The sequence below is a fragment of the Tamlana sp. 2_MG-2023 genome, from assembly GCF_030548465.1.
In the GTDB taxonomy this organism is placed as follows: Bacteria; Bacteroidota; Bacteroidia; order Flavobacteriales; family Flavobacteriaceae; genus Pseudotamlana.
In genome coordinates, this window is the sequence record NZ_JAUOSF010000003.1 from 175,279 (window position 1) to 200,820 (window position 25,542).

Sequence of the window (25,542 nt, forward strand, 5' to 3'; positions counted from 1 at the left end):
ATTAGTTTATAAAAATATGATGCTAGTAAAACAAACTACCAAGTTTATTGCAATTTTAGTTTTATTGATGACTTCAGTTTCGACCTTTGCAAATAGTGGAGCGCATGATAATCAGCACGAAGAAGCAGTTGGTAATAAGGTAGATACTCCAGATGAAATTAATGCATATATTGCGCATCACTTAAAAGATTCTCACGATTTCCATTTATATACAAATAATGAAACAGGTGTTCATGTTGGTTTTCCGTTACCTGTAATTGTTTGGACAAGTGAAGGATTAAAAACATTTATGTCTTCAGAATTTCACCACGATGATAACGGTCAAGTTATTGTTAATAAAGATGGTGTTGCATTAACCAAAATTCATAGTAAAATATACGAATTAGAAGCAGGGGCTGATGCTGTTGTTTTTGATGACGATCATCATGCAGAAAATGCACACAAAGTGTTAGATTTTTCAATAACTAAAAGTGTGTTTGGTATGTTGTTAACTGGTGTGTTGATGCTTCTAGGTTTTGTTGCTCTAGCAAGAGGGTACAAAAAAGGCGCTATTCCTACTGGTTTTTCTAGAGTGTTAGAGCCATTAGTAATCTATGTACGTGATGAAATTGCACGTCCGAACATTGGAGAGAAAAAGTATAAAAAATTCATGTCCTTTTTATTAACGGTGTTTTTCTTTATTTGGATATTAAACTTATTAGGTTTAACCCCTTTAGGGTTTAACGTAACAGGGCAAATTGCAGTTACAGCGTGTTTAGCTATTTTTACTGTGGTTATATATATGTTTAGTGGTACTAAAGATTTTTGGGTACACACTTTATGGATGCCAGGAGTACCAGTTGTATTACGTCCAATACTTGCAGTTATTGAGCTCGTTGGTTTTGTTGTTATTAAACCTTTCTCATTATTGATACGTTTGTTCGCTAATATTACAGCAGGTCACTTCGTGGTAATGAGTTTAATAGCTTTAATGATTACTATGAAAAGCGCATTTGGACCTGTAACATCAACAGGGATGTCATTAGTGTTGTCTCTATTTATTATGTTAATAGAGCTTTTAGTTGCGTTTTTACAAGCATTTATTTTCACGATGTTATCATCGTTATTTATAGGTATGGCTGTTGAAGAACATGACCATCATTAATAAGAATTTGTTTAATTAATATTTAAAATCAATTAGTATGTACAATTTAATTGGAGCTGGATTAATCGTAATCGGTGGAGGTTTAGGTCTTGGAAAAATTGGTGGTAGCGCTATGGAAGCTATTGCTCGTCAACCTGAAGCAGCTGGAAAAATCCAAACTGCGATGATTATCATCGGAGCTTTATTAGAAGGTTTAGCATTTGGTGCATTAATCTTAGGGAAATAATTCCGGTAAAGAAACAAAGTTAAAATAGTCTTCTGCAACGGTTGGTTGCAGAGGCTGTTTTTAAAATTAAACAAAAAAACAGAAGTAAAACTTTTTATATAGTTACACATGGATCAGTTGTTAAATGATTTTTCGCCAGGATTGTTTTTTATGCAAGCCATTATTCTATTAGTCTTAATTGTACTAATGAGAAAATTTGCTTGGAAACCTATTTTAGAGTCTTTACAGACTAGAGAAGATGGTATTAAAGACGCTTTAGATGCTGCACAAAATGCAAAATTAGAGTTGCAAAATCTTCAGGCGGATAACGAAAAGTTGTTACAAGAAGCAAGAATAGAACGTGAGACTTTGTTGAAAGACGCACGTGATATTAAAAGTAAAATGATTGAAGACGCTAAAGACGAAGCGCAAACTCAAGCTAATAAAATGATTGAGCAAGCACAAGTAGCTATTGAAAGCGAAAAGAAATCTGCTATGGTTGAGCTTAAAAAGCAAGTAGCCGATTTATCTTTAGAAATCGCAGAAAAAGTAGTGCGTACTGAATTATCTAGCAAAGACAAGCAATTACAATTGGTTGAGTCAATGTTAGCTGAAAAATCATTAAACTAATATTATAATGGCAGGAGCAAGAGCAGCAATACGTTATGCGAAAGCAGTATTAAATGTAGCATTAAATCAAAACGCAGCCGTGGTTGTGAATAATGATATGAAGCTAATTACTAATACGATTGCAGAAAGTAAAGACTTAGGCGAAATGCTTCAAAGTCCTGTAGTACCTTCTTCAGTAAAAAAATCTGTGCTATTAGAAGTATTTAGTAGTTCAAATGCTATTACTGTTAATTTAGTAGACTTATTAATTCAAAATAATAGAATTAACATTTTTGGAAATGTAGCTTCTAAATTTATTGAGTTGTATGATGAGTCTCAAGGTATAAAACATGCAACCGTAACTACGGCTATTCCACTAACAGCAGAATTAGAACAAAAAGTTTTAGCAAAAGCTGTAGAACTTTCTGGGCAGAATGTTGACCTTGAAAATATTATTGATGAAAGCATTATTGGTGGTTTCATTTTACGTGTAGGTGATTTGCAATACAACGCGAGTGTAGCACATCAGTTGAACAATTTAAAAAGAGAATTTACATTAAATTAAAAGTTTTTAGATAACGATGCGTTCAGCGTTGTATATCTAAAGTCTAATACTAAATAAAGATGGCAGAAGTAAAACCAGCTGAAATATCAGCAATCTTAGAAAAACAACTTTCAGGTTTTGAGGCAGGCGCTTCATTAGATGAAGTAGGAACTGTATTAACTGTAGGTGATGGTATTGTACGTGCTTACGGATTATCTAACGCACAGTATGGTGAGTTAGTAGAATTCGAAGGTGGGTTAGAAGGTATTGTACTTAACCTTGAAGAGGATAACGTTGGTATCGTACTATTAGGTGAATCAGTAGGTGTAAAAGAAGGTTCTACAGTAAAACGTACTAACCGTATTGCTTCTATTAATGTAGGTGAAGGTATTGTAGGTCGTGTTGTTGATACTTTAGGAACGCCAATTGATGGTAAAGGTCCTATTACTGGTGAAACTTACGAAATGCCACTTGAGCGTAAAGCACCAGGGGTTATTTTCCGTGAGCCTGTAACCGAGCCATTACAAACTGGTATTAAATCTATCGATGCGATGATTCCTGTAGGTCGTGGTCAACGTGAGTTGGTTATTGGTGACCGTCAAACTGGAAAAACAGCAGTTTGTATTGATACCATCTTAAATCAAAAAGAATTTTACGATGCAGGTGAACCTGTATATTGTATATATGTTGCCGTTGGTCAAAAAGCATCAACAGTAGCTTTAATTGCTAAAACATTAGAAGAAAAAGGCGCTTTAGCTTATACCACTATTGTTGCAGCAAACGCATCAGATCCTGCGCCAATGCAAGTATATGCTCCTTTTGCAGGTGCTGCCATTGGTGAGTATTTTAGAGATACTGGTCGTCCAGCTTTAATTGTATTTGATGATTTATCAAAACAAGCCGTTGCCTACCGTGAGGTATCTTTATTATTACGTCGTCCACCAGGACGTGAGGCGTATCCAGGGGATGTTTTCTACTTACACTCACGATTATTAGAGCGTGCTGCAAAAGTGATTAACAATGATGAAATCGCTAAAGACATGAACGATCTTCCAGATTCGTTAAAATCTATAGTAAAAGGTGGTGGTTCTTTAACGGCTTTACCAATTATTGAAACACAAGCAGGAGACGTTTCGGCATATATTCCAACAAACGTAATTTCGATTACCGATGGACAAATTTTCTTAGATGGAGATTTATTTAACTCTGGTGTTCGTCCAGCAATTAACGTAGGTATTTCAGTATCACGTGTTGGTGGTAACGCCCAGATTAAATCCATGAAAAAAGTATCTGGTACTTTAAAATTAGATCAAGCACAGTTCCGTGAGTTAGAAGCTTTCGCGAAGTTTGGTTCAGATTTAGATGCTGTTACTTTAAATGTAATCAACAAAGGTAAACGTAACGTTGAAATCTTAAAACAAGCACAAAACGATCCGTTTAGAGTGGAAGATCAAGTGGCCATTATCTATGCAGGATCTAAAAACTTATTAAGAGATGTGCCTGTTGAAAAGGTAAAGGAATTCGAAAGAAACTACCTAGAGTTATTAGGGTCTAAACACAGTGATGTTTTAGCGACCTTAAAAGCAGGAAAATTAACTGATGAAGTTACAGATACATTAACAGCTGTAGCAAAAGATTTATCAGCACAGTATAAAGGGTAGATCAAAGTTAGAAGTTAAAAGTTAGAAGTTTGAGCTTCCTATGTTTTAACTTACATGTGTACGATCATGAATCTTAAGTGTGAAGAGTTACTCTGATTTTTTGTAGTAATTATTAAAAAGGTATAACTCAACACTCATAACTCATAACTTGTTTTATGGCAAATTTAAAAGAAATACGTAACAGAATATCATCGGTATCTTCAACGATGCAGATTACCAGTGCCATGAAAATGGTATCTGCTGCGAAGTTAAAGAAAGCTCAAGATGCTATTACAGGCATGCGTCCGTATTCAGATAAGCTTACTGAACTTTTACAAGGTTTAAGTGCGACTTTAGAAGGCGCTTCTCAAAGTAAATATTCTGAAGAACGTGAGTTAAAAAAAGTACTTATTGTTGCAATAACTTCTAATAGAGGTTTAGCAGGTGCTTTCAATGCAAATATTATTAAAGAAGTTAATAGACTAACTTCGCAAAAATACGCTAACCAAGAGGTGTCGTATTTAACTGTTGGTAAGAAGGCTTATGATGCTTTCAAAAAAACCGATAGAGTCATTGCAAATGAAAGTGATCTTTACGACGATTTAACTTTTGATAACGTTGCTGTAATTGCAGAGTCTTTAATGGAGAAATTTATTGAAGGGGAGTTTGATAAAATTGAAATTGTATATAACAAATTCAAAAATGCAGCCACTCAAATTGTAACTGCTGAACAATTTTTGCCTATTGTTCCTGTGGAAGTTGAAGAAGACAGTGATACTTTTTACATTTTTGAGCCATCTCAGCTTGAAATCATTGAGCAATTAATTCCTAAGTCTTTAAAAACACAATTATACGGTGGTATTAGGGATTCTTTTGCTAGTGAGCACGGTGCACGTATGACCGCTATGCATAAAGCAACCGATAATGCTACGGAATTAAGAGATCAACTTAAATTAACGTACAACAAAGCACGTCAAGCAGCTATTACTAATGAAATCTTAGAGATTGTTGGTGGTGCTGAAGCTTTAAATAATTAAGAAATTGTTACTGAAAGTGATTTCGTAACATAAGAATAAAAAGCCTCACGTTTAGTGGGGCTTTTCTATTTTAATAGATAATATTCACAACAGAAACTATTCTTTGTTTTACGTTTTGTAAAAACGTATTTTTAACACAACTAACAAGACTTTCTTGGGCACACTAAAAAATTTATTCAAACAGACATTTATTTACGGTTTAGCCACGGTTTTACCTCGAATGTTAAGCTTTCTATTAGTGCCTCTATACACTACGAAAGGGGTTCTTGGCTCAGTTGCAGAATATGGTGAAGTCTCAGTTATTTTCTCTTATTTCGTACTGTTTAATGTGATTTTAGCTTACGGTATGGAAACCGCGTTCTTTAGGTTTTTTAATAAGGAAGAAAATAAAAATAAAGTCACAAGTACGGTGTCGATTTCACTTATTGTCAGTTCGTTCGGTTTTTTTCTTATCGCCTTCCTCTTTAAAGATTATATCGCAGAGCTCGTCGAGATTAAAGTGAAGTACATCAAATTTGTATTCTGGATTTTACTTTTGGATGCCTTGGTGATTATCCCATTCGCTTGGTTGCGTGCTAATGAACAACCCATGAAGTACGCCATGATTAAAATTTTTAATGTGGTCGTTAACATTGGCTTGAATCTGTTTTTACTTTTAGCACTGAAAAATTTAGCGAGTACAGGGAATATCTTTGATACCATTTACGTGCCAAATTTCGGGGTGAGCTATATCTTAATTGCCAATGTGATAGCCAGTGGAATCACCCTTTTATTGATGCTGCCCTTTTATACCAGGCTTAGCTATAAATTTGATGCTTCTTTGTGGAAAGTCATGATGAAATATGCTTTTCCCGTGCTAGTTGCTGGGGTGGCCTTTTCAATTAATGAAACCTTCGATCGTATTTTATTAAACCATCTTTTACCGGCAGATGTTGCTAAAACTCAAATAGGGATGTATTCGGCCTGCTATAAAATAGCGCTGTTCATGACTTTGTTTGCAACCGCTTATAGGTTGGGCATCGAGCCTTTTTTCTTTAGTCATGCTAAAGCTAAAGACCCGCAGAAAAATTATGCACTCATTTTAGAGTTTTTCGTGGTTTGTGGCTCCATTATTCTACTAGGGGTAACAGTTTTTGTTGATATCTTAAAAGTTATTATTGTTAGAGGAGAAGACTATTGGGAAGCCATGTGGATCGTGCCGTTTATTCTTATCGCTAATTTTTGTTTGGGTATTTATCACAATCTATCGGTTTGGTATAAAATCACTGACCGTACTAAGTTTGGCGCCTATATTTCCATTTTTGGCGCCTTGATAACCCTAGGGTTAAACTTTTGGTTAATTCCTATTATAGGGTACAAAGGTTCGGCCATTGCTACTTTAGCCGCTTATGCTACGATGATGTGTTTGTCGTATTACTACGGAAGAAAATATTACCCCATTCCATATAACTTAAAGAAAATAGGATTGTATATGGGATTATCCATAGGACTTTCATTACTGTCTTTCTATGAATTTAGAGGCAATTATGTTATTGGAGTTTCTATGTTAATTGTATTTTTGGGTATTGTATATTACTCTGAACAAAATTTTATAAAGCAACTATTAACACGAAAGCATGCAAATTAAAATCATAAACAAATCTACGCACGACTTACCAAACTACGAAACGTTGGCGTCGGCAGGGATGGATTTAAGAGCAAATTTATCAGAATCTAGAGTTTTAAAGCCTTTAGAAAGGACTGTGGTAGGTACAGGGTTATTTATCGAGTTACCAGTTGGTATTGAAGCACAAGTACGCCCTAGAAGTGGATTAGCGGCGAAAAAAGGAATTACCGTACTTAATGCACCAGGAACCATTGATGCTGATTATAGAGGTGAAATTGGGGTGATTTTGGTAAACCTTTCTCATGAGAATTTTACCATTCAAAATGGAGAGCGCATAGCGCAAATAGTTATCGCTAAACACGAACGTGCCGAATGGCAACAAGTTGAAGAGCTTACCGAAACCGATAGAGGTGAAGGTGGTTTTGGGAGTACTGGGGTGAAGTAGGCCCCCTAACCCCCAGAAGGGGGAATTCGCACGTTATGCATATAGTAAATGAAAAATTAATTTAATAATATAATAGTTTCTCCCCTTTGGGGGAGATTAAGAGGGGCTTATGAAAATTATAGTACCAATGGCCGGACGAGGTTCACGTTTACGTCCGCACAGTTTAACCGTACCAAAACCATTAATTCCAGTGGCTGGACAACCTATTGTTCATCGCTTGGTAAAAGATATTGCTAAAGTTTTAAAACAACCAATTGATGAAATCGCTTTTGTTTTGGGTGATCCCGCTTGGTTTGGAGATGATGTGGTGTCTAGTTTAGAAGATTTAGCAAAAAATTTAGGAGCCAAAGCTTCTATTTACCGTCAGGATAAGCCTCTAGGAACGGGTCATGCCATTATGTGTGCCGAACCTTCTTTGTCTGGACCTGCTGTAATCGCTTACGCGGATACGTTGATACGTGCGCAATTTGATTTAGATCCTGAGGCCGATAGCGTAATTTGGACCAAACAAGTTGCGAATCCTGAAGCATATGGTGTAGTAAAATTAAATGCCAACGAAGAAATTGTAGAACTTGTTGAAAAGCCAGAAACTTTTGTGAGTGATCAAGCGGTAATTGGTATTTATTACTTTAAAGATGTTGCCGTTTTAAAAGGAAAATTACAAGAAATACTGGATGAAAACGTTATGAACGGTGGCGAATACCAAATTAATGATGGTATTAAACGCATGATGGCAGAAGGTAAAGTTTTTAAAACAGGCACTGTTGACGAGTGGATGGACTGTGGAAACAAAACCATTACCATTGAAACTAACGAACGTATGTTAGGCTTTTTAAAGGCTGATGGTGATGAACAATTAATAGCCGATTCTGCGACATTAGAAAACGCGAACATTATTGAACCTTGTTTTATTGGTGAAAATGTGGTGATTAAAAATGCTACAGTAGGCCCTTTTGTTTCTATTGGAAATGATAGTCTTATTGAAAATTCAACGATTAAAAATAGTTTAATTCAAACGCATACCACAATCAAAAACGCCAATTTAGAGCAGGCTATGATTGGAAATCATGTGAAGTATAACGGTGAATTTACAAGCATTAGTATTGGGGATTATTCGGTATTAGAATAAATTCCCGCGAAGGCGGGAATCTCATGAATGTTAGTTGTACTCATGCAAGAAGTAATATTCATGAATTACACGAAACGGCTGCGTTAGGGATTGCAGCGGCATCCTTTTTGCCATTAGAAGCAAAAAGATACAGCGAAAAGCCCGACCCTTGTGGTAACGCCCATATAATAACCGAAGTGTTACATTAAAAATGAAACAAAAAATCTACATACTTTTTTTATTTCTCGGGATCGTTTTTTCTCCGATGCTAAGTTATGCGCAAGTAGATTTTAATAAAAAGCCTGACGATGATTTAGGAAATCATGAAGATGAATTTCAAGAACTATTTTACGAAGCTTTAAAGCAGAAGGGCATCGAGAATTACGATCGTGCTGCCGAGGCTTTTGAAAAATGTATCAAAATTGATAAATCGGTTCCAGTGCTTTATTTTGAACTGGGTAAATGCTATAACCACCTTAAAAATTTTGGCGCCGCCGAAGATGCTTTAAAAAAAGCGGTAGATAAAGATCCAGATAACGAGTGGTTTTTGGATGAGTTATATGGTTACTACGCCGCACATAACGAACATGATAAAGCCATAAAAATGGTGAAGCAATTGGTTAAATATCATCCCGATTACAAGGAAGATTTAGCTGGTTTGTATGCGCGAACCGAAGAATACGATGATGCTTTGGAGATTTTAGATGAATTAGATGCTGAATTTGGCACAACGATGAGTCGTGATATCATGCGTAATAAAATTTATGAAGCCACAGGGCGTAAAAAAGATCAGATTGAAAATTTAGAATCTCGTGTTGAAAATAACCCTGAAAAGGAATCCAATTATTTGGCTTTAATTTTCCACTACAGCGAAAACAACGAAAAGGATAAGGCTTTTGAGACTGCTAAGGAATTGCTTAAAATTAATCCGAATTCGCAGTTGGTACATTTGGCTTTGTACAAATTTTATTTAGATGATAATGAAACGGCTAAGGCAGTTGAATCTATGAAAATAGTGGTTAAAAGCAATGAAATAAAACCTGATGCTAAAATGAAAGTGCTTACAGATTTCATGGCCTTTGTGAAAGAGCACCCTGAATATGAAGCCGATTTAATAGAAGCCACAGCTTTGGTTAGTGATTCTAACAACAGTAAAACCGTTATGGAATTGGGGCAGTATTATTTGGCTAAAGGTGACAAGGAGGAAGCATTAACACACTTTGAAACGGCATTACGATTGGAGCCTAATAATTTCAATATGCTTCGAAACGTGATGTTGTTATATATCGATTTAGGGAAATATGATTTAGCCCAAGTGAAAAGTGCTGAGTCCTTAGAGAAATATCCGTCGCAACCTCTGTTTTATTTGGTAAACGGGGTGTCATTAAATGAATTAAAAAGGCCGAAAGAAGCTTTAGAATCTTTAGAGATGGGCTTAGATTTTATCATAGAAGATTCTAAAATGGAAGCCGATTTTTATGTGCAAATGAGTAAAGCATACACCTTGCTAAACAATACCGCTAAAGCGAAAACGTTTAGTGATAAAGCGAAACAAATACAATCCTCAAATTAATGCGTAAACACTTATATTTTAGCTTAAGTTTAGTCTTTTTATTTCTGTTTAATTGTAAATCGGCGAAAAAAATTGTTCCAGGCGAGGCGAATTACAAATTATCTACAAAGCAATTAATTAAGGCGAATAAGGAACAAGCAGCAGATTTTAAAACCCTACAATCTAAACTTAAAATTACCTTTACCCAAGATGGAAAATCGCAAACCTACTCGGTAAGTTTAAGAGCAAAAAAGGATGAAGCGATATGGATTAACGCGCCATTTTCGGTAGTTAGAGCTATGGTGACACCCGAAAAAGTGGGTTTTTATAATAAGTTAGACAACACTTATTTTGATGGTGATTATGAATATTTAAGTGAATTATTGGGTACTGAACTTGATTTTCAGAAAGTTCAAAACATACTATTTGGAGAGACTGTTTTCAGTTTGAATACTAGTGAATATGCTTCTTCAGTTGCTGATGGTTCTTATGTGGTAAACCCAAAACAGCAACGTGCCTTATTTGAGATTTTCTTTTTGTTAAGTCCTAAAAACTTCAAGGTAACTTCTCAGCAAATTTCACAACCTTCAGAATTTAGGCATTTACAAGTTGATTATGAATCGTATCAATTGGTTGAAAAGCAAAGATTGCCAGAGCGTATTAAGGTGATGGCAGTTGAAGCTAATGAGGAAACGATTATTGGTTTAGAATTTAGGAACATCACTTTAAATGAAGATTTTAGGTTTCCGTTTAAAATTCCTTCTGGATTTAAAAAAATAAAACTGTAAATGCGCATAGTAAATTCATATAAAACCTTTTTTTTATTCGTTGCATTAATTTGTAGTACGATTGGTTTTGCTCAAAATAATAAGCAAAAACAGCTGGAGTCACGCCGACAAGAGCTGCGCAGGGAAATTCAGAAAATAAATGAATTGCGTTCTGAGCACAGAACAAAACAAAAATCGGAACTTTCTTTAATTGAAGATTTTAACTATAAGATCAATGTCCTTTCTAATTTAATTAAGGTTACCAATCAACAAGCAAACTTATTATCTCGCGAAATTAGTGCCAATCAGAAGCATATTTCCGAGTTAAGGGATGAATTAAAGCAGCTTAAGGAAGCTTATGCCGATATGATTGTGAAATCTTATAAAAGTAAGAATCAGCAGAGTCGTATTATGTTTTTATTGTCTTCTGAAGACTTTAAACAGGCCTACAAGCGTATTCAATACATTAAGCAGTACTCGAATTACCAGAAGAAGCAAGGCGAGCTTATTAAGTCTAAAACTGAAGAGTTACAAAAAACGAATGTAAAACTATTAAAGCAACAAGAGGAGAAAAAGAATCTGATTGCCGAAAATAGAATTACTCAAAAATCTTTAGAAAAGGAACGTAGAGATCATGAGGTTTTAATGCAATCTATAAAGAAGAATCTTTCTATGTACGCTGCTCAAATTAAGCAGAAACAACGTGAAGCAGATAAGATTGATCAAGAGATTGACCGTTTAATTAAGGAAGCCATTGCAAAATCGAATGCTAAAGCAGGAAAGAAATCAAGTTCTAAAAGTTTTGCCTTAACGGCGGAAGAAAAGGTTTTAGCCTCTAATTTTATAGCCAATAGAGGAAAATTACCATGGCCGGTAGAGCGTGGTGTTGTTCGTCTGGGTTATGGTACGCAGCGTCACCCTATCGATAACTCATTAACCATAAAAAGTAATGGTGTGCGTATTGCTACTGCAAAGGGCGCCAAAGCACGTGCGGTATTTAACGGTGAGGTGAGCGAGATTTTAAGAATGAAACACGTGAACCCTATTGTGATGATTCGTCATGGAAATTATTTGACCATCTATAAAAATTTATCCAATGTTTATGTGAAAAAGGGTGATAAAGTCACCACAAAACAAGAAATTGGTGAGATAGCGACTAACCCAAGTAACGGTGAGACTATTTTAAGTTTTATCTTGTCTAAAGGACGTGACACCGAAAACCCTGCAAGTTGGATTTATAAGATGTAAAGCGTATTATTGAGTAAATAATTAAAAATCAAGGGATGTTAGGATTAGTTTTACTCTATTGGATTGGAAAGTATTTTTACAAACTAGCTGAAGTATACAATAAGAGTAAGTGGGGTTTTGTAATTTTAGGAATACTATCTTATTATAGCGGAATTTTATTATTTGGTTTTATTGTTGGGATACTATTTGAACTTTTTTCTCCAGGAGCTATAGATGGTATTAATGATACATTATTAGGTATATTATTCCTGCCTTTCGGGATTTTAAGTTGCTATTTATTCTACAAATTTTTAGAAAAGACATGGGAGAAAAATAAGCCGAATCTCATGGAATCAATCGATGAGATTGGTAAAACCAGTTAAACGATTTTAATTTTATGCTAAGTACTTTTCTTGGTTGTGAGCAGAAATGGCGCTTATTCAAACAAAGCTTTTAGTTCGGTAGCGTCTTGGGGTTTCATTTTTCCAGCAAGCAGTAAACTCAATTGTTTTCGGCGTAAAGCTGCAGCAAAGCGTTCTTTTTCTAGATTGGTTTCAGGAAGGACTTCAGGAACGGCTACAGGGCGTCCCGTTTCATCTACAGCTACAAAGGTGTAGATGGCTTCGTTAGCTTTAGTACGCGCTCCAGATTCACGGTCTTCAATCCAAACATCAATAAAGACTTCCATAGAGGTTCTAAATGCACGAGATACTTTAGCTTCAACTGTAACTACACTACCTAAAGGCACGGCGCTATTAAAAGCGACATGGTTTACAGAAGCAGTTACTACAATACGACGACTATGACGTCTCGCAGAAATAGCAGCAGCACGATCCATTCTAGCCAATAATTCACCTCCAAATAAATTGTTTAATGGGTTGGTTTCGCTTGGTAAAACCAAGTCGGTCATTATAGTTCTAGATTCTTTAGGTGCTTTAGCGTTCATTTCCAAAATTTTAAAACGCAAAGGTACTGCGATTTATGGGATTTTTCAATATGGAAGCCATGAGCTATGCAGTTTTGCTAATTATTAAACTGGAGGATCAACTTATTTAGGACAATGCTATGTGAAGTTGTTATTTTTTTGAGATATAGTAAGTAATAGCTGTTTTTTTTAATCAATTATAGAAGGGAATAGATCAGCTTGACATCGGTTGTTTTTGTTACTTGTTGATGAGATACTCTTATGCTTTTAAAGAAACAAAAGAAGATAAATTTCAGTTCATCATAAAAACCTAAAAATAATAATTAAACTATTGTTCGATTATTATTTTTAGGTTTAACACTGAATATTTTTATTATTGTATATCCGTTTTGTAACCTAAATATTGTATTTACGTCATTCCGAATTTATTTCGGAATCTCATAAAGCTAATAATTAATATATTGTGATGAGAACCTGAAACAAGTTCAGGTTGACGATAACAATTATGTCACATTACGGATAATCAGTTTTTATTTATTCATTTCTGTTTGAATAGAATTTTTTACCGATTCATATTGTTGTTTTAGCTCATCAGATATTTTATTAGGAGAGTCTTTTAATTTTTTTAGTTTAAAAGAGAAGATAACACTATATATGCCTAAACTCAAGAAAGAAACACCAGTCCAAATAACTACATTTAAACCTGCAAAAAGTGGATTCCAAAGTAAAATAAAGGAAAAAATAATTCCGAGAACTCCAAATACCATAAGATTCCCCCAACTTAAGTCACCGTAATTTTTCAAATCTAAGGCATAGCTTATAGAGCCCACCGAGCGAAATAAGATTAAAAAGCCAACGTAAAAAGGCAACGTCATTATTGAAATTTCTGGATTTATTAGAAGCAAGACTCCGAAAATAGATGTTATAATTCCAAAAATTAACGACCAGCCCCAATTATCAATTTCATTCCTATTAGATATGGCAAAAATAATTTCAATAATACCAGAGCATAGAAAAGACAAACTAAAAAGCAAAGCTAATGTTAGGTAAGAGGTAACAGGTGACATAAAGGTATAAATACCCACCCCTATAAAGATAAGTCCTATAATTAAAGGTATATACCAGTATTTAATTGTTTTGTGAATTGTTTAAAAAAATTGATTTCTCATGATTATATAGTTAAAGTGTTTGTGAATCTTTGTTTTTTGCTAGGGATTTACATTGTTTAAATTCATTACTTAAGTAAAATATAGATAGAAAAACTTTAGTTCAAATTTTTAAATAGTTCACTGATCTAATAACGATTAGATCAACTAACGCTCTAAGTTATATAATAAATTACTGACAAACAATAGAATAAATATTTTTAATTTAAATAAATTGTAGGTTTTTTATAAGATTGTGAAGTTTGTTTAATCGTGTAACTGTGTAGTCGTTAAACTGAAAACTGGAAATGAAGTGTTGACTATTGACTATTGACAGAAGACCGATGACCGATGACCGAATTGACGGAAGATTGAAAAAAGATTACTCGTTCCTTTGGAAGGACAGAAGGATTTTTTAAATTAACTATTAACTATTAACTATTAACTATTAACTATTAACTATTAACTATTAACTATTAACTATTAACTATTTAATCCAATTGCTTAACTAACAACCAAGCATCAGAATTATGCGTTTTTTTAATGTTACGCAGTGCTTTTAGAGCTTCTAAACGGTCTTCATAACTTGCGTAAACGACTTGGTGTAAACCATATTTGTTCACGCCAATTTTTCTTGCTTTAAAACCATCAGCTCTAAGTCCTTTTATGATTTTATCGCAGTTTTCTTCAACGCGAAAAGCGCCTGCAATAATATGATAGTTTCCAGTTTGTTTCGTTACGTTTAGTGTAACGGCTGGAAGTGGATTAAGATTAAAGGTCGCTTGTTGAATTTTAGTATCAAGCTGTTTTGTAGCTTCCTCTTGCGCAAGTTGATTGTGAGTTTCAACTTGATTTACGTAAAATTTAGAAGCTCCAAATCCACCTAAAGTCAAGGCAATTAAAGCAACTGCCGCATATTTTAAATAGGATTTAGATTCGCGCTTTTCTGGAGTAATCGCAATAGGAACTACTTTCTCAATTTTTTCAACTTCTTTCTTGTAAACTTCGCGAGTTACTTCTTTTGAAGAAAACTGAGATAAACCGAAAGCATCAGTTAAATAATTTAAGTGGTACGTAGGTTCGAATAAAATTTTACCTTCATTATTAAGTACAATGTCGCCAATGTTTTTAAAAGTTAAGGTTTCACCTTCTGTTAAGTAGGATTTAATGAGTCGAACGCGTTTCGCTATTTTTTTGTTTGCAACTTCAAAAGGGATTTTTTCTACATCGGCAATATAATGTGCTAATAAACCATCATTTTGCTGAATTTGCTCGTTAAAAGACAATACTTTTTTAGGTGCATGAAAGGTATTTGTGTCAGCATTAATAGTTGCCGATACAGATTTCGTTAAAAAAGCACCAAATTCAGGAATGGTAACGCACTCATATCTATAGAGTAAATCGCTTATGTATGTTTCTAGTTGCATAATTCAAAGTTATAAAATTATAGGTTTAGATGAAATTTAGGCTTAACTATTTATTAACAGAATGAAAAATATTTTACTTTAGATTAAAAATCAATTAGATAGAATGACAGAAAACGATTTGCTTTACACGCTCGCCCTTCAGCATATACCCAATATTGGTGATATTACCGCTAAGAAACTCATTGCACACTGTGGTTCGGCGGAAGCTGTTTTAAAAGAAAAAAAGCAAAATCTGCTTAAAATTGATGGTGTCGGTCAAGTTATCCTAGCGGAATTATTTAAAACACACCATTTAAAGGAAGCTGAAAAGGAAATTGAATTCATTAAATCGAACAACATAAAAGTGTCCTACTTTGAAGCTAACGATTATCCTGAAAAACTAAAACACTGTATTGATGGTCCTATTTTGTTATTCCAATCTGGTCATATCAACTTAACCAAACAGCCAATAATTAGTATTGTTGGTACGCGAAAAATAACCACAAACGGTATTGCTTTTTGTGAAGAATTAATAGAGCAGTTGGCGGTTTATAACCCTATTATTGTTTCTGGTTTTGCTTATGGCACCGATATTACCGCTCATAAAGCAGCCATGAAGCATGATTTACAAACAGTCGCTTGTCTGGCGCATGGTTTAAATCAAATTTATCCTAAAGTCCATAAGAAGTATATGGTGGATATGGAAAAAAATGGCGGATTCCTTTCCGATTTTTGGAGTAATGATAATTTCGATAGGAATAACTTTTTGAAACGTAACCGTGTTATCGCTGGATTAAGTTCTGCTACTATAGTTATCGAATCTGCTGAAAAAGGCGGAAGTCTTGTTACTGCAGATATTGCTAATTCCTATAATCGTGAGGTTTTTGCAGTTCCTGGAAGAATTAGCGATAGTCAAAGTTTAGGTTGTAATAACTTAATAAAGCACCAAAAAGCACACATGTTAACCACTCCCTTGGATGTACCATATATTTTAAACTGGGAACTGGAAGGCGCAACTAAACCTGTTGTTCAAAAACAACTTTTTGTTGAATTGGATGCTTCCGAAAAATTAATATTTAATTATTTGAAAGATATAGAAAAACAGCAATTGGATAGTATTGCCATGAATTGCGAGCTACCTATTTTCAAGGTGGCCAGTTTGTTGTTGTCTATGGAATTGAAAGGTGTTGTTAGGCCTTTACCAGGTAAGTTGTTCGAGGTCATTTAATTTCTGCGAAAGCAGGAATCTCATCAATAGAAGTTGTAATAATTTCGTCATGCTGAACTTGATTCAGCATCTCATTACTACTATAGACTAGTATTTGTAGTGAGACCCTGAGTTTAGTTAACTTCGTTAAATATATTCAAGGTGATAGTCTACAGATATCCAAATAGAAGTTATGCAAAATTACCTATAACACTTTTAATTTTTACAAAGTTGAAAGTGTCTTTGTTTTAATCATGAGATTCCTGCTTTCGCAGGAATTTGTTAAAATCCTACTTTAGCGCGTACTCTAGCTAGAACTTCATTCGCTACAGTTTGTGCTTTTTCAGCTCCAATAGCTAAAGCTTTATCAATTTCTTCTAAATTGTCCATATAATAAGCGTAACGTTCACGTTGTGTCGCAAATTTTTCAACAATCAATTCAAATAAAGCTTGTTTAGCGTGACCGTAACCATAATTACCATTTTCATAATTGGCTTTCATGGTATCTATTTGAGCATCATCAGCTAATAATTTGTATATAGCAAAACAGTTACACGTTTTCCAATCTTTAGGATCTTCAAGGGCTGTGCTATCCGTTTGAATGCCCATAATTTGCTTGCGTAATTTTTTGTCGGTTAAAAAGATGTTTATCGTGTTGTTTCTACTTTTACTCATCTTTTCTCCGTCAATACCAGGAATAAGCATGATATTTTCTTCAACCTTTCCTTCAGGCAACACAAAAACCTCACCCATTTTCGCATGAAAACGAGAGGCTACATCACGTGTCATTTCAATGTGTTGCAATTGGTCTTTTCCAACAGGAATAATATTGGCATCATATAATAAAATATCTGCAGCCATAAGCATAGGGTAGGTGAATAGCCCTGAGTTCACATCTTCTAAACGATCGGCTTTATCTTTAAAACTATGCGCCAGTGTTAAACGTTGGTAAGGGAAGAAACAGCTTAAATACCAAGAAAGCTCTGTAGTTTGTGGGACATCGCTTTGTCTGTAAAACACTGTTTTTTCAATATCTAATCCAAAAGCCAACCAAGTTGCAGCAACGGCATAAGTGTTTTCTCTTAAAGTGTCTGCGTCCTTAATTTGAGTTAAAGTGTGCAGGTTTGCTATAAATAAAAACGATTCATTTTTAGGGTCGTTTGCCATTTTAATTGCTGGCATAAGCGCGCCTAAAATGTTTCCTAAATGTGGAACTCCTGTACTTTGAATGCCTGTAAGTATTCTTGCCATAATTTTATTGTAAGGCGCAAATTTAAAGATAAGTTAGTCAATAAAAAAAGGAGACGGAAGGCACTTTTTAAAATTACACTCATTTTAATAAAAATTGCTGACTTATTTGAAGGCATTGGTTGTTAATTGCAAGATATAAGTGCCAATCGAACGCATTGATATATCCTAATATTGAAGAGTTACATTAAAGGCTAATAGAATTGAGTTTTAAGGTTAAAATGTTTTTAAAGATTATCAAATTATAATAGTATTTTTGAAACTTATGAAAATTCTGAAATACATTTTCTGGACACTCTACCGAATTTATTTCTACATTTTGGTGTGTTTGCCAATTCTAATTATGTTTCCAATTTTAGTGGTTTCCATTTTAAAGGAATCGTGGTATCCGTTCTTTTTTAGATTAGCACGAATTTGGTCAAAATTCATTTTAATAGGTATGGGTTTCGCTTACCAAATAAAACGCGATCAAAAACCAGAAAAAGGGAAAAGCTATATGTTTATAGCTAACCATACTTCTATGGCAGATATAATGCTCATGTTGGTTTCAGTAAAAAGTCCTTTTGTTTTTGTTGGAAAGGCTGAATTAGCTAAAATTCCGCTTTTTGGTTTCTTTTATAAACGAACCTGTATTTTGGTTGATAGAAGTTCAGCAAAAAGTAGGCATGCTGTTTTTTTAAGAGCCCAAAAGCGACTTAGTACTGGAGTGAGTATCTGTATTTTCCCTGAAGGTGGGGTGCCAGAAGAGCATATTGAATTAGATGATTTTAAAGATGGCGCGTTTAGATTGGCTATAAACCATCAAATACCTGTAGTACCCATTACGTTTGGTGACAACAAAAAACGCTTATCCTATACGTTTTTTAGTGGTGGCCCTGGGCGTATGCGTGTAAAAATTCATAAGTTTATTCCAACGGCTGGTTTAACCATTGAAGACACGAAAGTCTTAAACGCACAGTCACGGGATGTTATCTTAAAGCAGTTACAGCTTTTTAATCCCGATTCTAAAGTTTTGTAGCGTTATTCCCCACTAAATATTAAGGTTAGTTTTCTTGTAAAAAAACCTCCCCTTTTTTAAAAAGAGAGGTCTTAGTAAAAATTGGTTTTTCATGTAAAAAACCATGGGAACTAGGTCCTAACCAAAAACCTAGAATTTAATAGAGAATCCGGTATAGACACCAATGAAAAAGGGTGTAAAATTTCCAGAAGTATTATCGAAAGTGTTGAATTGATATTTAAACATAGGTTCTAAATTCAAATCCACTTTTTTAGAAAATTTATAGTTTAAACCAAGTCCGACGTTAGCGCTATAACTCGTGTCATTAATATTATTGGCTTCACCTAAATAGGTACTTGTGCCATCTTCAGCGTTTGATATTAGTTCGTTATCACTTAAAAAGAAGGAACTAAAACCACCTATAATATTAACCCCAAAGCGTTTTTGAGAAAGTGCATATTGAATTTCTAAAGGCACTTCTATGTAATCAAAATTTTGGTGTATTGAAACATTGGTCGCCGATATAGATTGTGGAAAATTGTTAGACATGTCTGAACTAGTTACCGAAATATTGCTAGCTGAACTATTTACATTTTTTAAAGCACTAATACCTGCGCCTCTAGATTCGTAAACCACAACATTATTGGTGTTGTAACCTAAGTTAACCTTATTAATTCCAGAGCGTATCTTTATGCGGTTGTTTACTGCGTAACTGGTAGAAATACCGTAACTCATATTAACATTACCGGTTTTATTGTTACTGGAAAATTGCTGATCTATCGACGAGCCTTCACCTAAGCTATTAAAATATACAGGCGCTACATTTGGAGATACGCTCCATTTATTTTGATTCTGTTCTGCCTTAATATTCGTTTTGTTCTCGGCCATCGCTTCTTCGATAGTAAGCGTGTTTTTATTAGAATTAGTATTCACTTCCGCAATTGCGTTATTGTCTTTTGAAACTGCCGATATATGCGATTTTGCTTCCTCTTTATCAATTAGAAAAGGATCATTGTTTTGAACCTTATTTTTCTCTTGAGTTGACGAAGCTAAAGCGGAATTGGAATTTTTGTTTTCAGAAAAACGGTTTTCAACAGTGTCTTCTTTGGCTGTTTTAGCGACTGTAGTGCTCTTATTAGGAATAGAATGATTCTTCTTTGTTGAAGGTATTGTATTTATATTTTTTTCTTCTGAATTTTTAGCAACTACCGCAGTTTTTGAAGGAACCGTTTTATCGTTAACCGATTTCGTTTTTTCTGAAACTGCTTTTGTATTGTTTGTACTATCTACATTTACTTTAGAATCTGTTATTGCTGAAGCTTCTTCAGATTGATCGCTAATCGTTTTCTTAAGGACCTCCGAAGCATTTTCTATAATAATAGCGTTATTTGTATCTACCACTTGGTTAGCCGAACCTTCTCCTTCATTAAAAAGGAAACTTCCAACAGTAAGAAAAAGTAAAAGTAAGGCTGCAGCACCCGCATAGCGCCACCAAATTGGGATAACACGGCGCTTCTTATCTGTAGAGTTAAGTTCAGCTTCTATTTTTCCCCACACGGCATCGCTAGGCGTGGCTTCAAAGTCTTTAAAGCTTTCCTGAAATAACCGGTCTATGTGTTTCTTTTCAGCCATTATAGTGATTGTAAGTGTTCTGTATTTTTGTAATCTTCAATTGTTGATTTTAAAATCATTCGTGCCCGTGCTAAATTTGACTTTGAGGTGCCTACATTAATATCCAATAACTTGGCTATTTCTTTATGAGAATAGCCATCGAGAACGTAAAGATTAAAAACCAAGCGGTAGCGGTCTGGCAATTCTTGTATGATTTTTAATAGATAATCGATGGACACCTCGTCGTCTTCAATTTCAATTTCTACGTCCTCAATGGCGTTTTCATTCACCAAGTCAAATACTTTCTCGGTTCGGTAGCGTTGTAGAGCTGTATTAACTGTGATCCGTTTAAGCCAGCCTTCAAAGGAACCTTTGTTTTTATACTGCCCTATTTTTTTAAAAATTGTTAAAAAGGCATCCTGCAGATTGTCTTCTGCTTCTGCACGATTGCGCGAATACTTCAGGCTTATGGCGAATAACTTACTGGAAAACAGCTTGTATAATTCGCCTTGGGCTTTCGTATTGTTAGCTTTACAATTTTCTATGAGCAATTCTAGACTCAAATACAACAGGTTTAAAATGAATACTTAAAGTTACTAAATAATAGTTATGGTGTATCTACAACAGGAACTTCAATTTCAAGGTATACATTTTCTCCATCTTCATCTTCACCTTGCCAGAATTTGAATATATATGAATCTTCAGTAGTGGCTGTAAAATTCAAAATATTACTCACAAGGATATCTTCTGTTGGTTCGCAATTATTATAATCAAACACGAGGTTATTTGGGGCTACGGTACGTATGTTATCATCTTTTCTATAATAGAAGTTGTAGTACTCATAGCATGTTGTTGGCTGGTAATAGAAGACTTCGATTTGATAGGTTTCACCGCGTTCAAATTCTGCTGGAATATCTACGCTATCAACAGGTAGAATAGCCGATCCGAAGGCAACACCTTCATCATCGGTGCTACATGATACAAATAAGGCTAGTGTTATAAAAAGTGCTATTAATCTTTTCATGACTATTTTTAATTTATGGGTTATACATATTTCTATGTAGATGCCTATAAATTGAAAAGGTTGCGTAACTAGCAAAAAAAATCCCGAATTAACGGGATTTTAAAGTATTATACCAATTTAATTGGTTTTACATTTCAGAAACTATTTTTCGAACCTTAGCTTCAAGTTCTTCCATAAGTTCCGGATTATCTTTTATTAATGCTTTAACAGCATCTCGACCTTGACCGAGTTTCGTTTCTTCGTAGCTAAACCAAGAACCACTCTTTTTAACGATTTCGTGTTCTACAGCTAAATCTAAAATCTCTCCAACTTTAGAAACGCCTTCACCGTACATAATGTCGAATTCAGCAGTTTTAAAAGGAGGTGCTACTTTATTTTTAACCACTTTTACTCTGGTTTTGTTACCAGCAACATCACCGTTAGTTTCTTTAATTTGTGTAGAACGTCTAATATCTAATCTTACCGAAGCATAGAATTTTAAGGCGTTACCACCAGTAGTTGTTTCTGGGTTTCCAAACATTACACCAATTTTTTCACGTAATTGGTTAATGAATATTACCGTACACTTGGTTTTACTAATAGAACCTGTTAATTTTCTTAAGGCTTGTGACATTAAGCGCGCGTGAAGCCCCATTTTAGAGTCTCCCATTTCACCTTCAATCTCACTTTTTGGTGTTAAGGCAGCAACAGAATCAATTACTACGATATCAATAGCACCAGAACGGATTAAATTATCGGCAATTTCTAAAGCTTGCTCGCCGTTATCTGGTTGTGAAATAATTAAATTGTCAATATCAACGCCTAATTTTTCAGCATAAAAACGATCAAAAGCATGCTCGGCATCAATAAATGCAGCAATACCTCCAGCTTTTTGAGCTTCCGCAATAGCGTGTAAAGTTAAAGTGGTTTTACCCGATGATTCCGGACCGTAAATTTCAATAACTCTTCCGCGAGGATATCCGCCAACGCCTAAAGCAATATCTAAACCTAATGAACCAGAAGGAATGGCTTCGACATCTACAATGGCAGAATCGCTCATTTTCATTACTGTTCCCTTTCCGTAGGCCTTATCTAATTTGTCTAATGTAAGCTTTAGTGCTTTTAATTTCGCTTCTTTTTCGCTGCTCATGGCTTTGTTTTTTTACTAAAAATTGGAAGGCTAAAATACTATAAGTTTTGGCATAACACAATAATAGTTTTCAACATAAATTCATAGAAATTAGATTCGTAAATTTTATTTGAATGCAAAAATAACAGAGGAATACGCAACCTTTTTAAGTTTCATGCATCTTCATTATAAATAAGAAATTATTTTATTGCTATGAAATAGTGCAATTAGAGTGACTAACTCAATTTTAGGCACTTAAGCTTCGGTTTAAGTGCTTTTTTTATTCGAAAAAGGAAGAGTCTCATAGAAAATCGTACCTTTGCAGCTTCAAAAAATAGTCTTTAACCTTATAAAATTAGTATAGCATGCAACTGTACAATAAATTAAGTGCCAAAGAAAGAGCCGAATTAATCGAAAAAGCCGGAAAGGATCGATTAACACTTTCTTTTTATCAATATGCCAAAATTGGCAATCCTCAAGAGTTTCGTGATCAATTATTTATAGTTTGGGATAAACTAGACGTTTTAGGACGTATTTATGTGGCTACCGAAGGTATAAATGGGCAGTTGTCGTTACCTGCCGATCGTTTTAATGAATTTAAAGCACAACTTGACACCATCGATTTTTTAAAAGATATCCGTTTGAATATTGCTGTAGAGCAGGACAACATGTCTTTTTTAAAGCTGAAAGTAAAAGTACGTAATAAAATTGTTGCCGATGGGTTGAATGATGACACCTTCGATGTAACAAACAAAGGGGTTCACGTTGCAGCCAACGATTTTAATGCTTTAATTGAAGACGAAAACACCGTTTTGGTTGATATGCGAAACCATTACGAAAGTGAAATTGGTCATTTTAAAAATGCCATTACACCCGACGTTGATACTTTTAGAGAATCGTTAGATATTATTGAAGACGATTTAAAAGACCATAAAGAAGATAAGAATTTGGTGATGTACTGCACAGGCGGTATTCGTTGTGAAAAAGCCAGTGCGTATTTCAAACACAAGGGATTTAAAAATGTATTTCAGCTTGAAGGTGGTATTATCGAATACACCAGACAGATTAATGAAGATGGACTAGAAAATAAATTCATAGGAAAGAATTTTGTTTTTGATGAACGTCGTGCTGAAAAAATTAGTGATGATGTCATCGCTTGCTGTCACCAATGTGGTAGCCCGGCAGATATTCATACCAATTGTGCTAACGATGCTTGTCATTTACTTTTTATTCAATGTGATACTTGTAAGGAAGAAATGAACAATTGTTGTTCTGAAAATTGCAAAGAAATTCATGCCCTACCTTTTGAAGAGCAAAAAGCCCTTCGAAAAGGACAAGCCAATAGCAATGATATCTTCAAAAAAGGACGCGCCGATCACTTGCCTTATAAAAAGGATTTGCGTAATATTTTTGAGACACTTAAAGTAGACAAAATTAAAAAGTAGGGATATGCAAAAGATAGAACTAATGGCGCCAGCAGGAAATTTCGAATCCCTACAGGCCGCCTTAGATAATGGCGCAGATTCCGTTTATTTTGGTGTTGAACAATTAAATATGCGCGCCAGAGCAACTGTAAATTTTACTTTAGATGATTTAGATGAAATCGTAAAACGTTGTGAAGCTAATAATGTAAGAAGCTATTTAACGCTCAATACCATCATTTACGATCATGATTTATCTATTGTAAAAACTTTAGTCAAGAAAGCGAAGGAAGCTAATATTACTGCGGTAATCGCTATGGATCAAGCCGTAATTTCTATGGCACGTGAAGTGGGGATGGAAGTGCATATTTCTACTCAAATTAATATCACCAATATTGAAACGGTTAAATTTTATGCCATGTTTGCCGATACCATGGTACTGAGTCGTGAGTTAAGCTTGCGTCAGGTTACAATGATTACCGAGCAAATAGAAAAAGAACAAATTAAAGGACCTTCAGGTAGACTTGTTGAAATAGAAATTTTTGGTCATGGTGCTTTGTGTATGGCCGTTTCAGGGAAGTGTTATTTGAGTTTACATTCCGATAATTCTTCAGCCAATCGTGGTGCTTGCAAGCAAAATTGCAGAAAAAAATACACAGTTGTCGATCAAGAAACTGGTTTTGAAATGGAACTCGATAACGAGTACATTATGTCTCCAAAAGATTTATGTACCATCGATTTTTTAAATGAAGTGGCCGATGCCGGTATTAAAGTATTAAAAATTGAAGGCCGTGGTCGAGCACCAGAATATGTGGCCAAAGTGATTCGTTGTTATCGTGAGGCCATTGACAGTATTGAAAACGGTACTTATAACAAGGAAGAAGTGATTGAGTGGATGAAAACTTTAGAAACCGTTTATAATCGTGGCTTTTGGAGTGGTTATTACTTAGGGCAGAAACTGGGCGAATGGAGTAAAGGATCTGGTTCTCATGCCACCCAAAAGAAAGTGTATATTGGTAAAGGCACACATTATTTTCCAAAAGCTGAAGTCGGTGAGTTTAAAATTGAAGCCTATAATATTAATGTTGGCGATACGATTTTAGTCACAGGACCGTCAACAGGGGCTCAAGAAATGGTGGTTGAAGAATTTTTTGTGAACGATCAAAAATTAAGTGAAGGTAAAAAAGGCGATATGGTAACGATTAAGTTACCGTTTAGAATTCGTCAATCGGATAAACTTTATAAGATTGTTGAAAACAAAGTTGAAGCCTAATGGTTGTGATCACCTTACAGCGTAAAAAATGTATTGGCTGCAATTACTGCGTGGAGTTGGCGCCAAGCCAGTTCCAAATGTCTAAAAAAGACGGAAAAACGGTTTTGCTTCATAGTCAGGATAAAAAAGGATTTTTTACGCTAAAATCAAACGACGAACTGATTTTCGATGACTGCGATAATGCGGCTAAGGCCTGTCCTGTAAAAATCATATCTGTAAAGCAAATTTAGACTTCTAAAAGCAGCGTATTTATTACGCTGCGAACTATATTTTAATCTTCTTTTATAAGTCTT

At 34.7% G+C, this 25,542-nt stretch carries 27 protein-coding genes; 19 read left to right on the forward strand and 8 right to left on the reverse strand.

What is annotated here, in order from left to right; genetic code table 11:
• Window positions 1–16 precede the first annotated feature (16 nt).
• The 14 genes from atpB to Q4566_RS06205 all read left to right on the forward strand — a co-directional run bounded on the left by atpB (window position 17) and on the right by Q4566_RS06205 (window position 12,267).
• Window positions 17–1,144 carry a F0F1 ATP synthase subunit A gene (atpB, locus tag Q4566_RS06140; RefSeq protein ID WP_303419667.1) on the forward strand — a complete coding sequence of 376 codons (1,128 nt, stop codon included), beginning with the start codon at window positions 17–19 and terminating at the stop codon, window positions 1,142–1,144.
• Window positions 1,145–1,181: 37 nt separating this feature from the next.
• Window positions 1,182–1,370 (forward strand): hypothetical protein, encoded by a 189-nt coding sequence (locus Q4566_RS06145; protein WP_125066429.1) that lies wholly within the window; start codon window positions 1,182–1,184, stop codon window positions 1,368–1,370.
• A 108-nt stretch (window positions 1,371–1,478) separates the two neighbouring features.
• Window positions 1,479–1,979: a F0F1 ATP synthase subunit B gene (locus Q4566_RS06150; protein ID WP_303419673.1), complete on the forward strand. Its 501-nt coding sequence runs from the start codon at window positions 1,479–1,481 to the stop codon at window positions 1,977–1,979.
• Between the two features lie 7 nt (window positions 1,980–1,986).
• Entirely contained in the window at window positions 1,987–2,523 is a 537-nt protein-coding gene (gene atpH / locus Q4566_RS06155; protein WP_303419675.1) for an ATP synthase F1 subunit delta, read from the forward strand.
• A gap of 59 nt (window positions 2,524–2,582) precedes the next feature.
• Window positions 2,583–4,163 carry a F0F1 ATP synthase subunit alpha gene (gene atpA / locus Q4566_RS06160; protein WP_303419677.1) on the forward strand — a complete coding sequence of 527 codons (1,581 nt, stop codon included), beginning with the start codon at window positions 2,583–2,585 and terminating at the stop codon, window positions 4,161–4,163.
• Between the two features lie 155 nt (window positions 4,164–4,318).
• Window positions 4,319–5,179 carry an ATP synthase F1 subunit gamma gene (gene atpG / locus Q4566_RS06165; protein WP_303419679.1) on the forward strand — a complete coding sequence of 287 codons (861 nt, stop codon included), beginning with the start codon at window positions 4,319–4,321 and terminating at the stop codon, window positions 5,177–5,179.
• Between the two features lie 154 nt (window positions 5,180–5,333).
• Complete coding sequence (locus Q4566_RS06170; protein WP_303419681.1) at window positions 5,334–6,806, forward strand: polysaccharide biosynthesis C-terminal domain-containing protein; 1,473 nt, start codon at window positions 5,334–5,336, stop codon at window positions 6,804–6,806.
• Complete coding sequence (gene dut / locus Q4566_RS06175; protein ID WP_303419684.1) at window positions 6,796–7,230, forward strand: dUTP diphosphatase; 435 nt, start codon at window positions 6,796–6,798, stop codon at window positions 7,228–7,230. The genes Q4566_RS06170 and dut overlap by 11 nt, the downstream gene beginning before the upstream one ends.
• A gap of 109 nt (window positions 7,231–7,339) precedes the next feature.
• Window positions 7,340–8,359 carry a sugar phosphate nucleotidyltransferase gene (locus Q4566_RS06180; RefSeq protein ID WP_303419686.1) on the forward strand — a complete coding sequence of 340 codons (1,020 nt, stop codon included), beginning with the start codon at window positions 7,340–7,342 and terminating at the stop codon, window positions 8,357–8,359.
• 23 nt (window positions 8,360–8,382) lie between these two features.
• A complete protein-coding gene (locus Q4566_RS06185) occupies window positions 8,383–8,547 on the forward strand; it encodes a hypothetical protein (RefSeq protein WP_303419688.1) in 165 nt (54 codons plus the stop codon).
• 2 nt (window positions 8,548–8,549) lie between these two features.
• Entirely contained in the window at window positions 8,550–9,911 is a 1,362-nt protein-coding gene (locus Q4566_RS06190; protein WP_303419690.1) for a lipopolysaccharide assembly protein LapB, read from the forward strand.
• A complete protein-coding gene (locus Q4566_RS06195; protein ID WP_303419692.1) occupies window positions 9,911–10,678 on the forward strand; it encodes a DUF4292 domain-containing protein in 768 nt (255 codons plus the stop codon). Before Q4566_RS06190 ends, Q4566_RS06195 begins: the two co-directional genes overlap by 1 nt.
• Complete coding sequence (locus Q4566_RS06200; protein WP_303419694.1) at window positions 10,679–11,905, forward strand: murein hydrolase activator EnvC; 1,227 nt, start codon at window positions 10,679–10,681, stop codon at window positions 11,903–11,905.
• A gap of 35 nt (window positions 11,906–11,940) precedes the next feature.
• Window positions 11,941–12,267, forward strand: coding sequence for a hypothetical protein (locus Q4566_RS06205; RefSeq protein WP_303419696.1), 327 nt, complete (start codon window positions 11,941–11,943; stop codon window positions 12,265–12,267).
• A gap of 53 nt (window positions 12,268–12,320) precedes the next feature.
• On the opposite strand, the gene Q4566_RS06210 is transcribed toward Q4566_RS06205, so the two are convergent.
• From Q4566_RS06210 to Q4566_RS06220, 3 genes are all read right to left on the reverse strand, one after another.
• The gene (locus Q4566_RS06210) at window positions 12,321–12,830 is read right to left on the reverse strand and encodes an acyl-CoA thioesterase (protein ID WP_303419697.1); all 510 of its coding nucleotides are present in this window, start codon (window positions 12,828–12,830) and stop codon (window positions 12,321–12,323) included.
• Window positions 12,831–13,339: 509 nt separating this feature from the next.
• Window positions 13,340–13,954, reverse strand: coding sequence for an HdeD family acid-resistance protein (locus tag Q4566_RS06215; RefSeq protein WP_303419990.1), 615 nt, complete (start codon window positions 13,952–13,954; stop codon window positions 13,340–13,342).
• A gap of 491 nt (window positions 13,955–14,445) precedes the next feature.
• The gene (locus Q4566_RS06220; RefSeq protein WP_303419699.1) at window positions 14,446–15,381 is read right to left on the reverse strand and encodes an SPOR domain-containing protein; all 936 of its coding nucleotides are present in this window, start codon (window positions 15,379–15,381) and stop codon (window positions 14,446–14,448) included.
• Window positions 15,382–15,484: 103 nt separating this feature from the next.
• Between Q4566_RS06220 and dprA the strand changes: the two genes are divergently transcribed.
• On the forward strand, window positions 15,485–16,588 hold the full coding sequence (gene dprA / locus Q4566_RS06225) for a DNA-processing protein DprA (protein ID WP_303419701.1): 1,104 nt from the start codon (window positions 15,485–15,487) through the stop codon (window positions 16,586–16,588).
• A 261-nt stretch (window positions 16,589–16,849) separates the two neighbouring features.
• Here the strand turns inward: dprA and trpS are convergent, their stop codons facing one another.
• Window positions 16,850–17,818 carry a tryptophan--tRNA ligase gene (trpS, locus tag Q4566_RS06230; RefSeq protein ID WP_303419703.1) on the reverse strand — a complete coding sequence of 323 codons (969 nt, stop codon included), beginning with the start codon at window positions 17,816–17,818 and terminating at the stop codon, window positions 16,850–16,852.
• 262 nt (window positions 17,819–18,080) lie between these two features.
• Between trpS and Q4566_RS06235 the strand changes: the two genes are divergently transcribed.
• Window positions 18,081–18,833 carry a 1-acyl-sn-glycerol-3-phosphate acyltransferase gene (locus tag Q4566_RS06235; RefSeq protein WP_303419704.1) on the forward strand — a complete coding sequence of 251 codons (753 nt, stop codon included), beginning with the start codon at window positions 18,081–18,083 and terminating at the stop codon, window positions 18,831–18,833.
• A gap of 129 nt (window positions 18,834–18,962) precedes the next feature.
• Here Q4566_RS06235 and Q4566_RS06240 read toward each other — a convergent pair whose 3' ends face one another.
• The 4 genes from Q4566_RS06240 to recA all read right to left on the reverse strand — a co-directional run bounded on the left by Q4566_RS06240 (window position 18,963) and on the right by recA (window position 22,576).
• The gene (locus Q4566_RS06240) at window positions 18,963–20,444 is read right to left on the reverse strand and encodes an outer membrane beta-barrel protein (protein ID WP_303419706.1); all 1,482 of its coding nucleotides are present in this window, start codon (window positions 20,442–20,444) and stop codon (window positions 18,963–18,965) included.
• Window positions 20,444–20,986: an RNA polymerase sigma factor gene (locus tag Q4566_RS06245; protein ID WP_303419708.1), complete on the reverse strand. Its 543-nt coding sequence runs from the start codon at window positions 20,984–20,986 to the stop codon at window positions 20,444–20,446. Before Q4566_RS06245 ends, Q4566_RS06240 begins: the two co-directional genes overlap by 1 nt.
• A 44-nt stretch (window positions 20,987–21,030) precedes the next feature.
• Entirely contained in the window at window positions 21,031–21,447 is a 417-nt protein-coding gene (locus tag Q4566_RS06250; RefSeq protein ID WP_303419710.1) for a hypothetical protein, read from the reverse strand.
• A 127-nt stretch (window positions 21,448–21,574) separates the two neighbouring features.
• Window positions 21,575–22,576, reverse strand: coding sequence for a recombinase RecA (gene recA / locus Q4566_RS06255; RefSeq protein WP_216066554.1), 1,002 nt, complete (start codon window positions 22,574–22,576; stop codon window positions 21,575–21,577).
• 344 nt (window positions 22,577–22,920) lie between these two features.
• On the opposite strand from recA, the gene Q4566_RS06260 reads away from it, so the two are divergent.
• Genes Q4566_RS06260 through Q4566_RS06270 form a run of 3 tightly spaced genes read left to right on the forward strand, consistent with a single transcriptional unit; the run spans window position 22,921 to window position 25,479 of the window.
• On the forward strand, window positions 22,921–24,000 hold the full coding sequence (locus Q4566_RS06260) for a rhodanese-related sulfurtransferase (RefSeq protein ID WP_303419713.1): 1,080 nt from the start codon (window positions 22,921–22,923) through the stop codon (window positions 23,998–24,000).
• A gap of 4 nt (window positions 24,001–24,004) precedes the next feature.
• A complete protein-coding gene (locus Q4566_RS06265; protein ID WP_303419715.1) occupies window positions 24,005–25,249 on the forward strand; it encodes a peptidase U32 family protein in 1,245 nt (414 codons plus the stop codon).
• Window positions 25,249–25,479: a ferredoxin gene (locus Q4566_RS06270; RefSeq protein WP_303419717.1), complete on the forward strand. Its 231-nt coding sequence runs from the start codon at window positions 25,249–25,251 to the stop codon at window positions 25,477–25,479. Before Q4566_RS06265 ends, Q4566_RS06270 begins: the two co-directional genes overlap by 1 nt.
• Window positions 25,480–25,542 lie beyond the last annotated feature (63 nt).

What these genes read in the sequence shown, in the direction of transcription:
- Q4566_RS06270 (WP_303419717.1), top strand. Translation starts at nt 25,249, where the DNA reads ATGGTTGTGATCACCTTACAGCGTAAAAAATGTATTGGCTGCAATTAC.
- trpS (WP_303419703.1), bottom strand. Translation starts at nt 17,818, where the DNA reads ATGGCAAGAATACTTACAGGCATTCAAAGTACAGGAGTTCCACATTTA.
- Q4566_RS06180 (WP_303419686.1), top strand. Translation starts at nt 7,340, where the DNA reads ATGAAAATTATAGTACCAATGGCCGGACGAGGTTCACGTTTACGTCCG.
- atpA (WP_303419677.1), top strand. Translation starts at nt 2,583, where the DNA reads ATGGCAGAAGTAAAACCAGCTGAAATATCAGCAATCTTAGAAAAACAA.
- Q4566_RS06195 (WP_303419692.1), top strand. Translation starts at nt 9,911, where the DNA reads ATGCGTAAACACTTATATTTTAGCTTAAGTTTAGTCTTTTTATTTCTG.
- Q4566_RS06200 (WP_303419694.1), top strand. Translation starts at nt 10,679, where the DNA reads ATGCGCATAGTAAATTCATATAAAACCTTTTTTTTATTCGTTGCATTA.
- Q4566_RS06240 (WP_303419706.1), bottom strand. Translation starts at nt 20,444, where the DNA reads ATGGCTGAAAAGAAACACATAGACCGGTTATTTCAGGAAAGCTTTAAA.
- Q4566_RS06260 (WP_303419713.1), top strand. Translation starts at nt 22,921, where the DNA reads ATGCAACTGTACAATAAATTAAGTGCCAAAGAAAGAGCCGAATTAATC.
- dprA (WP_303419701.1), top strand. Translation starts at nt 15,485, where the DNA reads ATGACAGAAAACGATTTGCTTTACACGCTCGCCCTTCAGCATATACCC.
- Q4566_RS06220 (WP_303419699.1), bottom strand. Translation starts at nt 15,381, where the DNA reads ATGCAACTAGAAACATACATAAGCGATTTACTCTATAGATATGAGTGC.
- Q4566_RS06265 (WP_303419715.1), top strand. Translation starts at nt 24,005, where the DNA reads ATGCAAAAGATAGAACTAATGGCGCCAGCAGGAAATTTCGAATCCCTA.
- atpG (WP_303419679.1), top strand. Translation starts at nt 4,319, where the DNA reads ATGGCAAATTTAAAAGAAATACGTAACAGAATATCATCGGTATCTTCA.
- Q4566_RS06150 (WP_303419673.1), top strand. Translation starts at nt 1,479, where the DNA reads ATGGATCAGTTGTTAAATGATTTTTCGCCAGGATTGTTTTTTATGCAA.
- Q4566_RS06185 (WP_303419688.1), top strand. Translation starts at nt 8,383, where the DNA reads ATGAATGTTAGTTGTACTCATGCAAGAAGTAATATTCATGAATTACAC.
- atpH (WP_303419675.1), top strand. Translation starts at nt 1,987, where the DNA reads ATGGCAGGAGCAAGAGCAGCAATACGTTATGCGAAAGCAGTATTAAAT.
- Q4566_RS06205 (WP_303419696.1), top strand. Translation starts at nt 11,941, where the DNA reads ATGTTAGGATTAGTTTTACTCTATTGGATTGGAAAGTATTTTTACAAA.
- atpB (WP_303419667.1), top strand. Translation starts at nt 17, where the DNA reads ATGATGCTAGTAAAACAAACTACCAAGTTTATTGCAATTTTAGTTTTA.
- Q4566_RS06190 (WP_303419690.1), top strand. Translation starts at nt 8,550, where the DNA reads ATGAAACAAAAAATCTACATACTTTTTTTATTTCTCGGGATCGTTTTT.
- Q4566_RS06210 (WP_303419697.1), bottom strand. Translation starts at nt 12,830, where the DNA reads ATGAACGCTAAAGCACCTAAAGAATCTAGAACTATAATGACCGACTTG.
- Q4566_RS06145 (WP_125066429.1), top strand. Translation starts at nt 1,182, where the DNA reads ATGTACAATTTAATTGGAGCTGGATTAATCGTAATCGGTGGAGGTTTA.
- Q4566_RS06250 (WP_303419710.1), bottom strand. Translation starts at nt 21,447, where the DNA reads ATGAAAAGATTAATAGCACTTTTTATAACACTAGCCTTATTTGTATCA.
- dut (WP_303419684.1), top strand. Translation starts at nt 6,796, where the DNA reads ATGCAAATTAAAATCATAAACAAATCTACGCACGACTTACCAAACTAC.
- Q4566_RS06235 (WP_303419704.1), top strand. Translation starts at nt 18,081, where the DNA reads ATGAAAATTCTGAAATACATTTTCTGGACACTCTACCGAATTTATTTC.
- recA (WP_216066554.1), bottom strand. Translation starts at nt 22,576, where the DNA reads ATGAGCAGCGAAAAAGAAGCGAAATTAAAAGCACTAAAGCTTACATTA.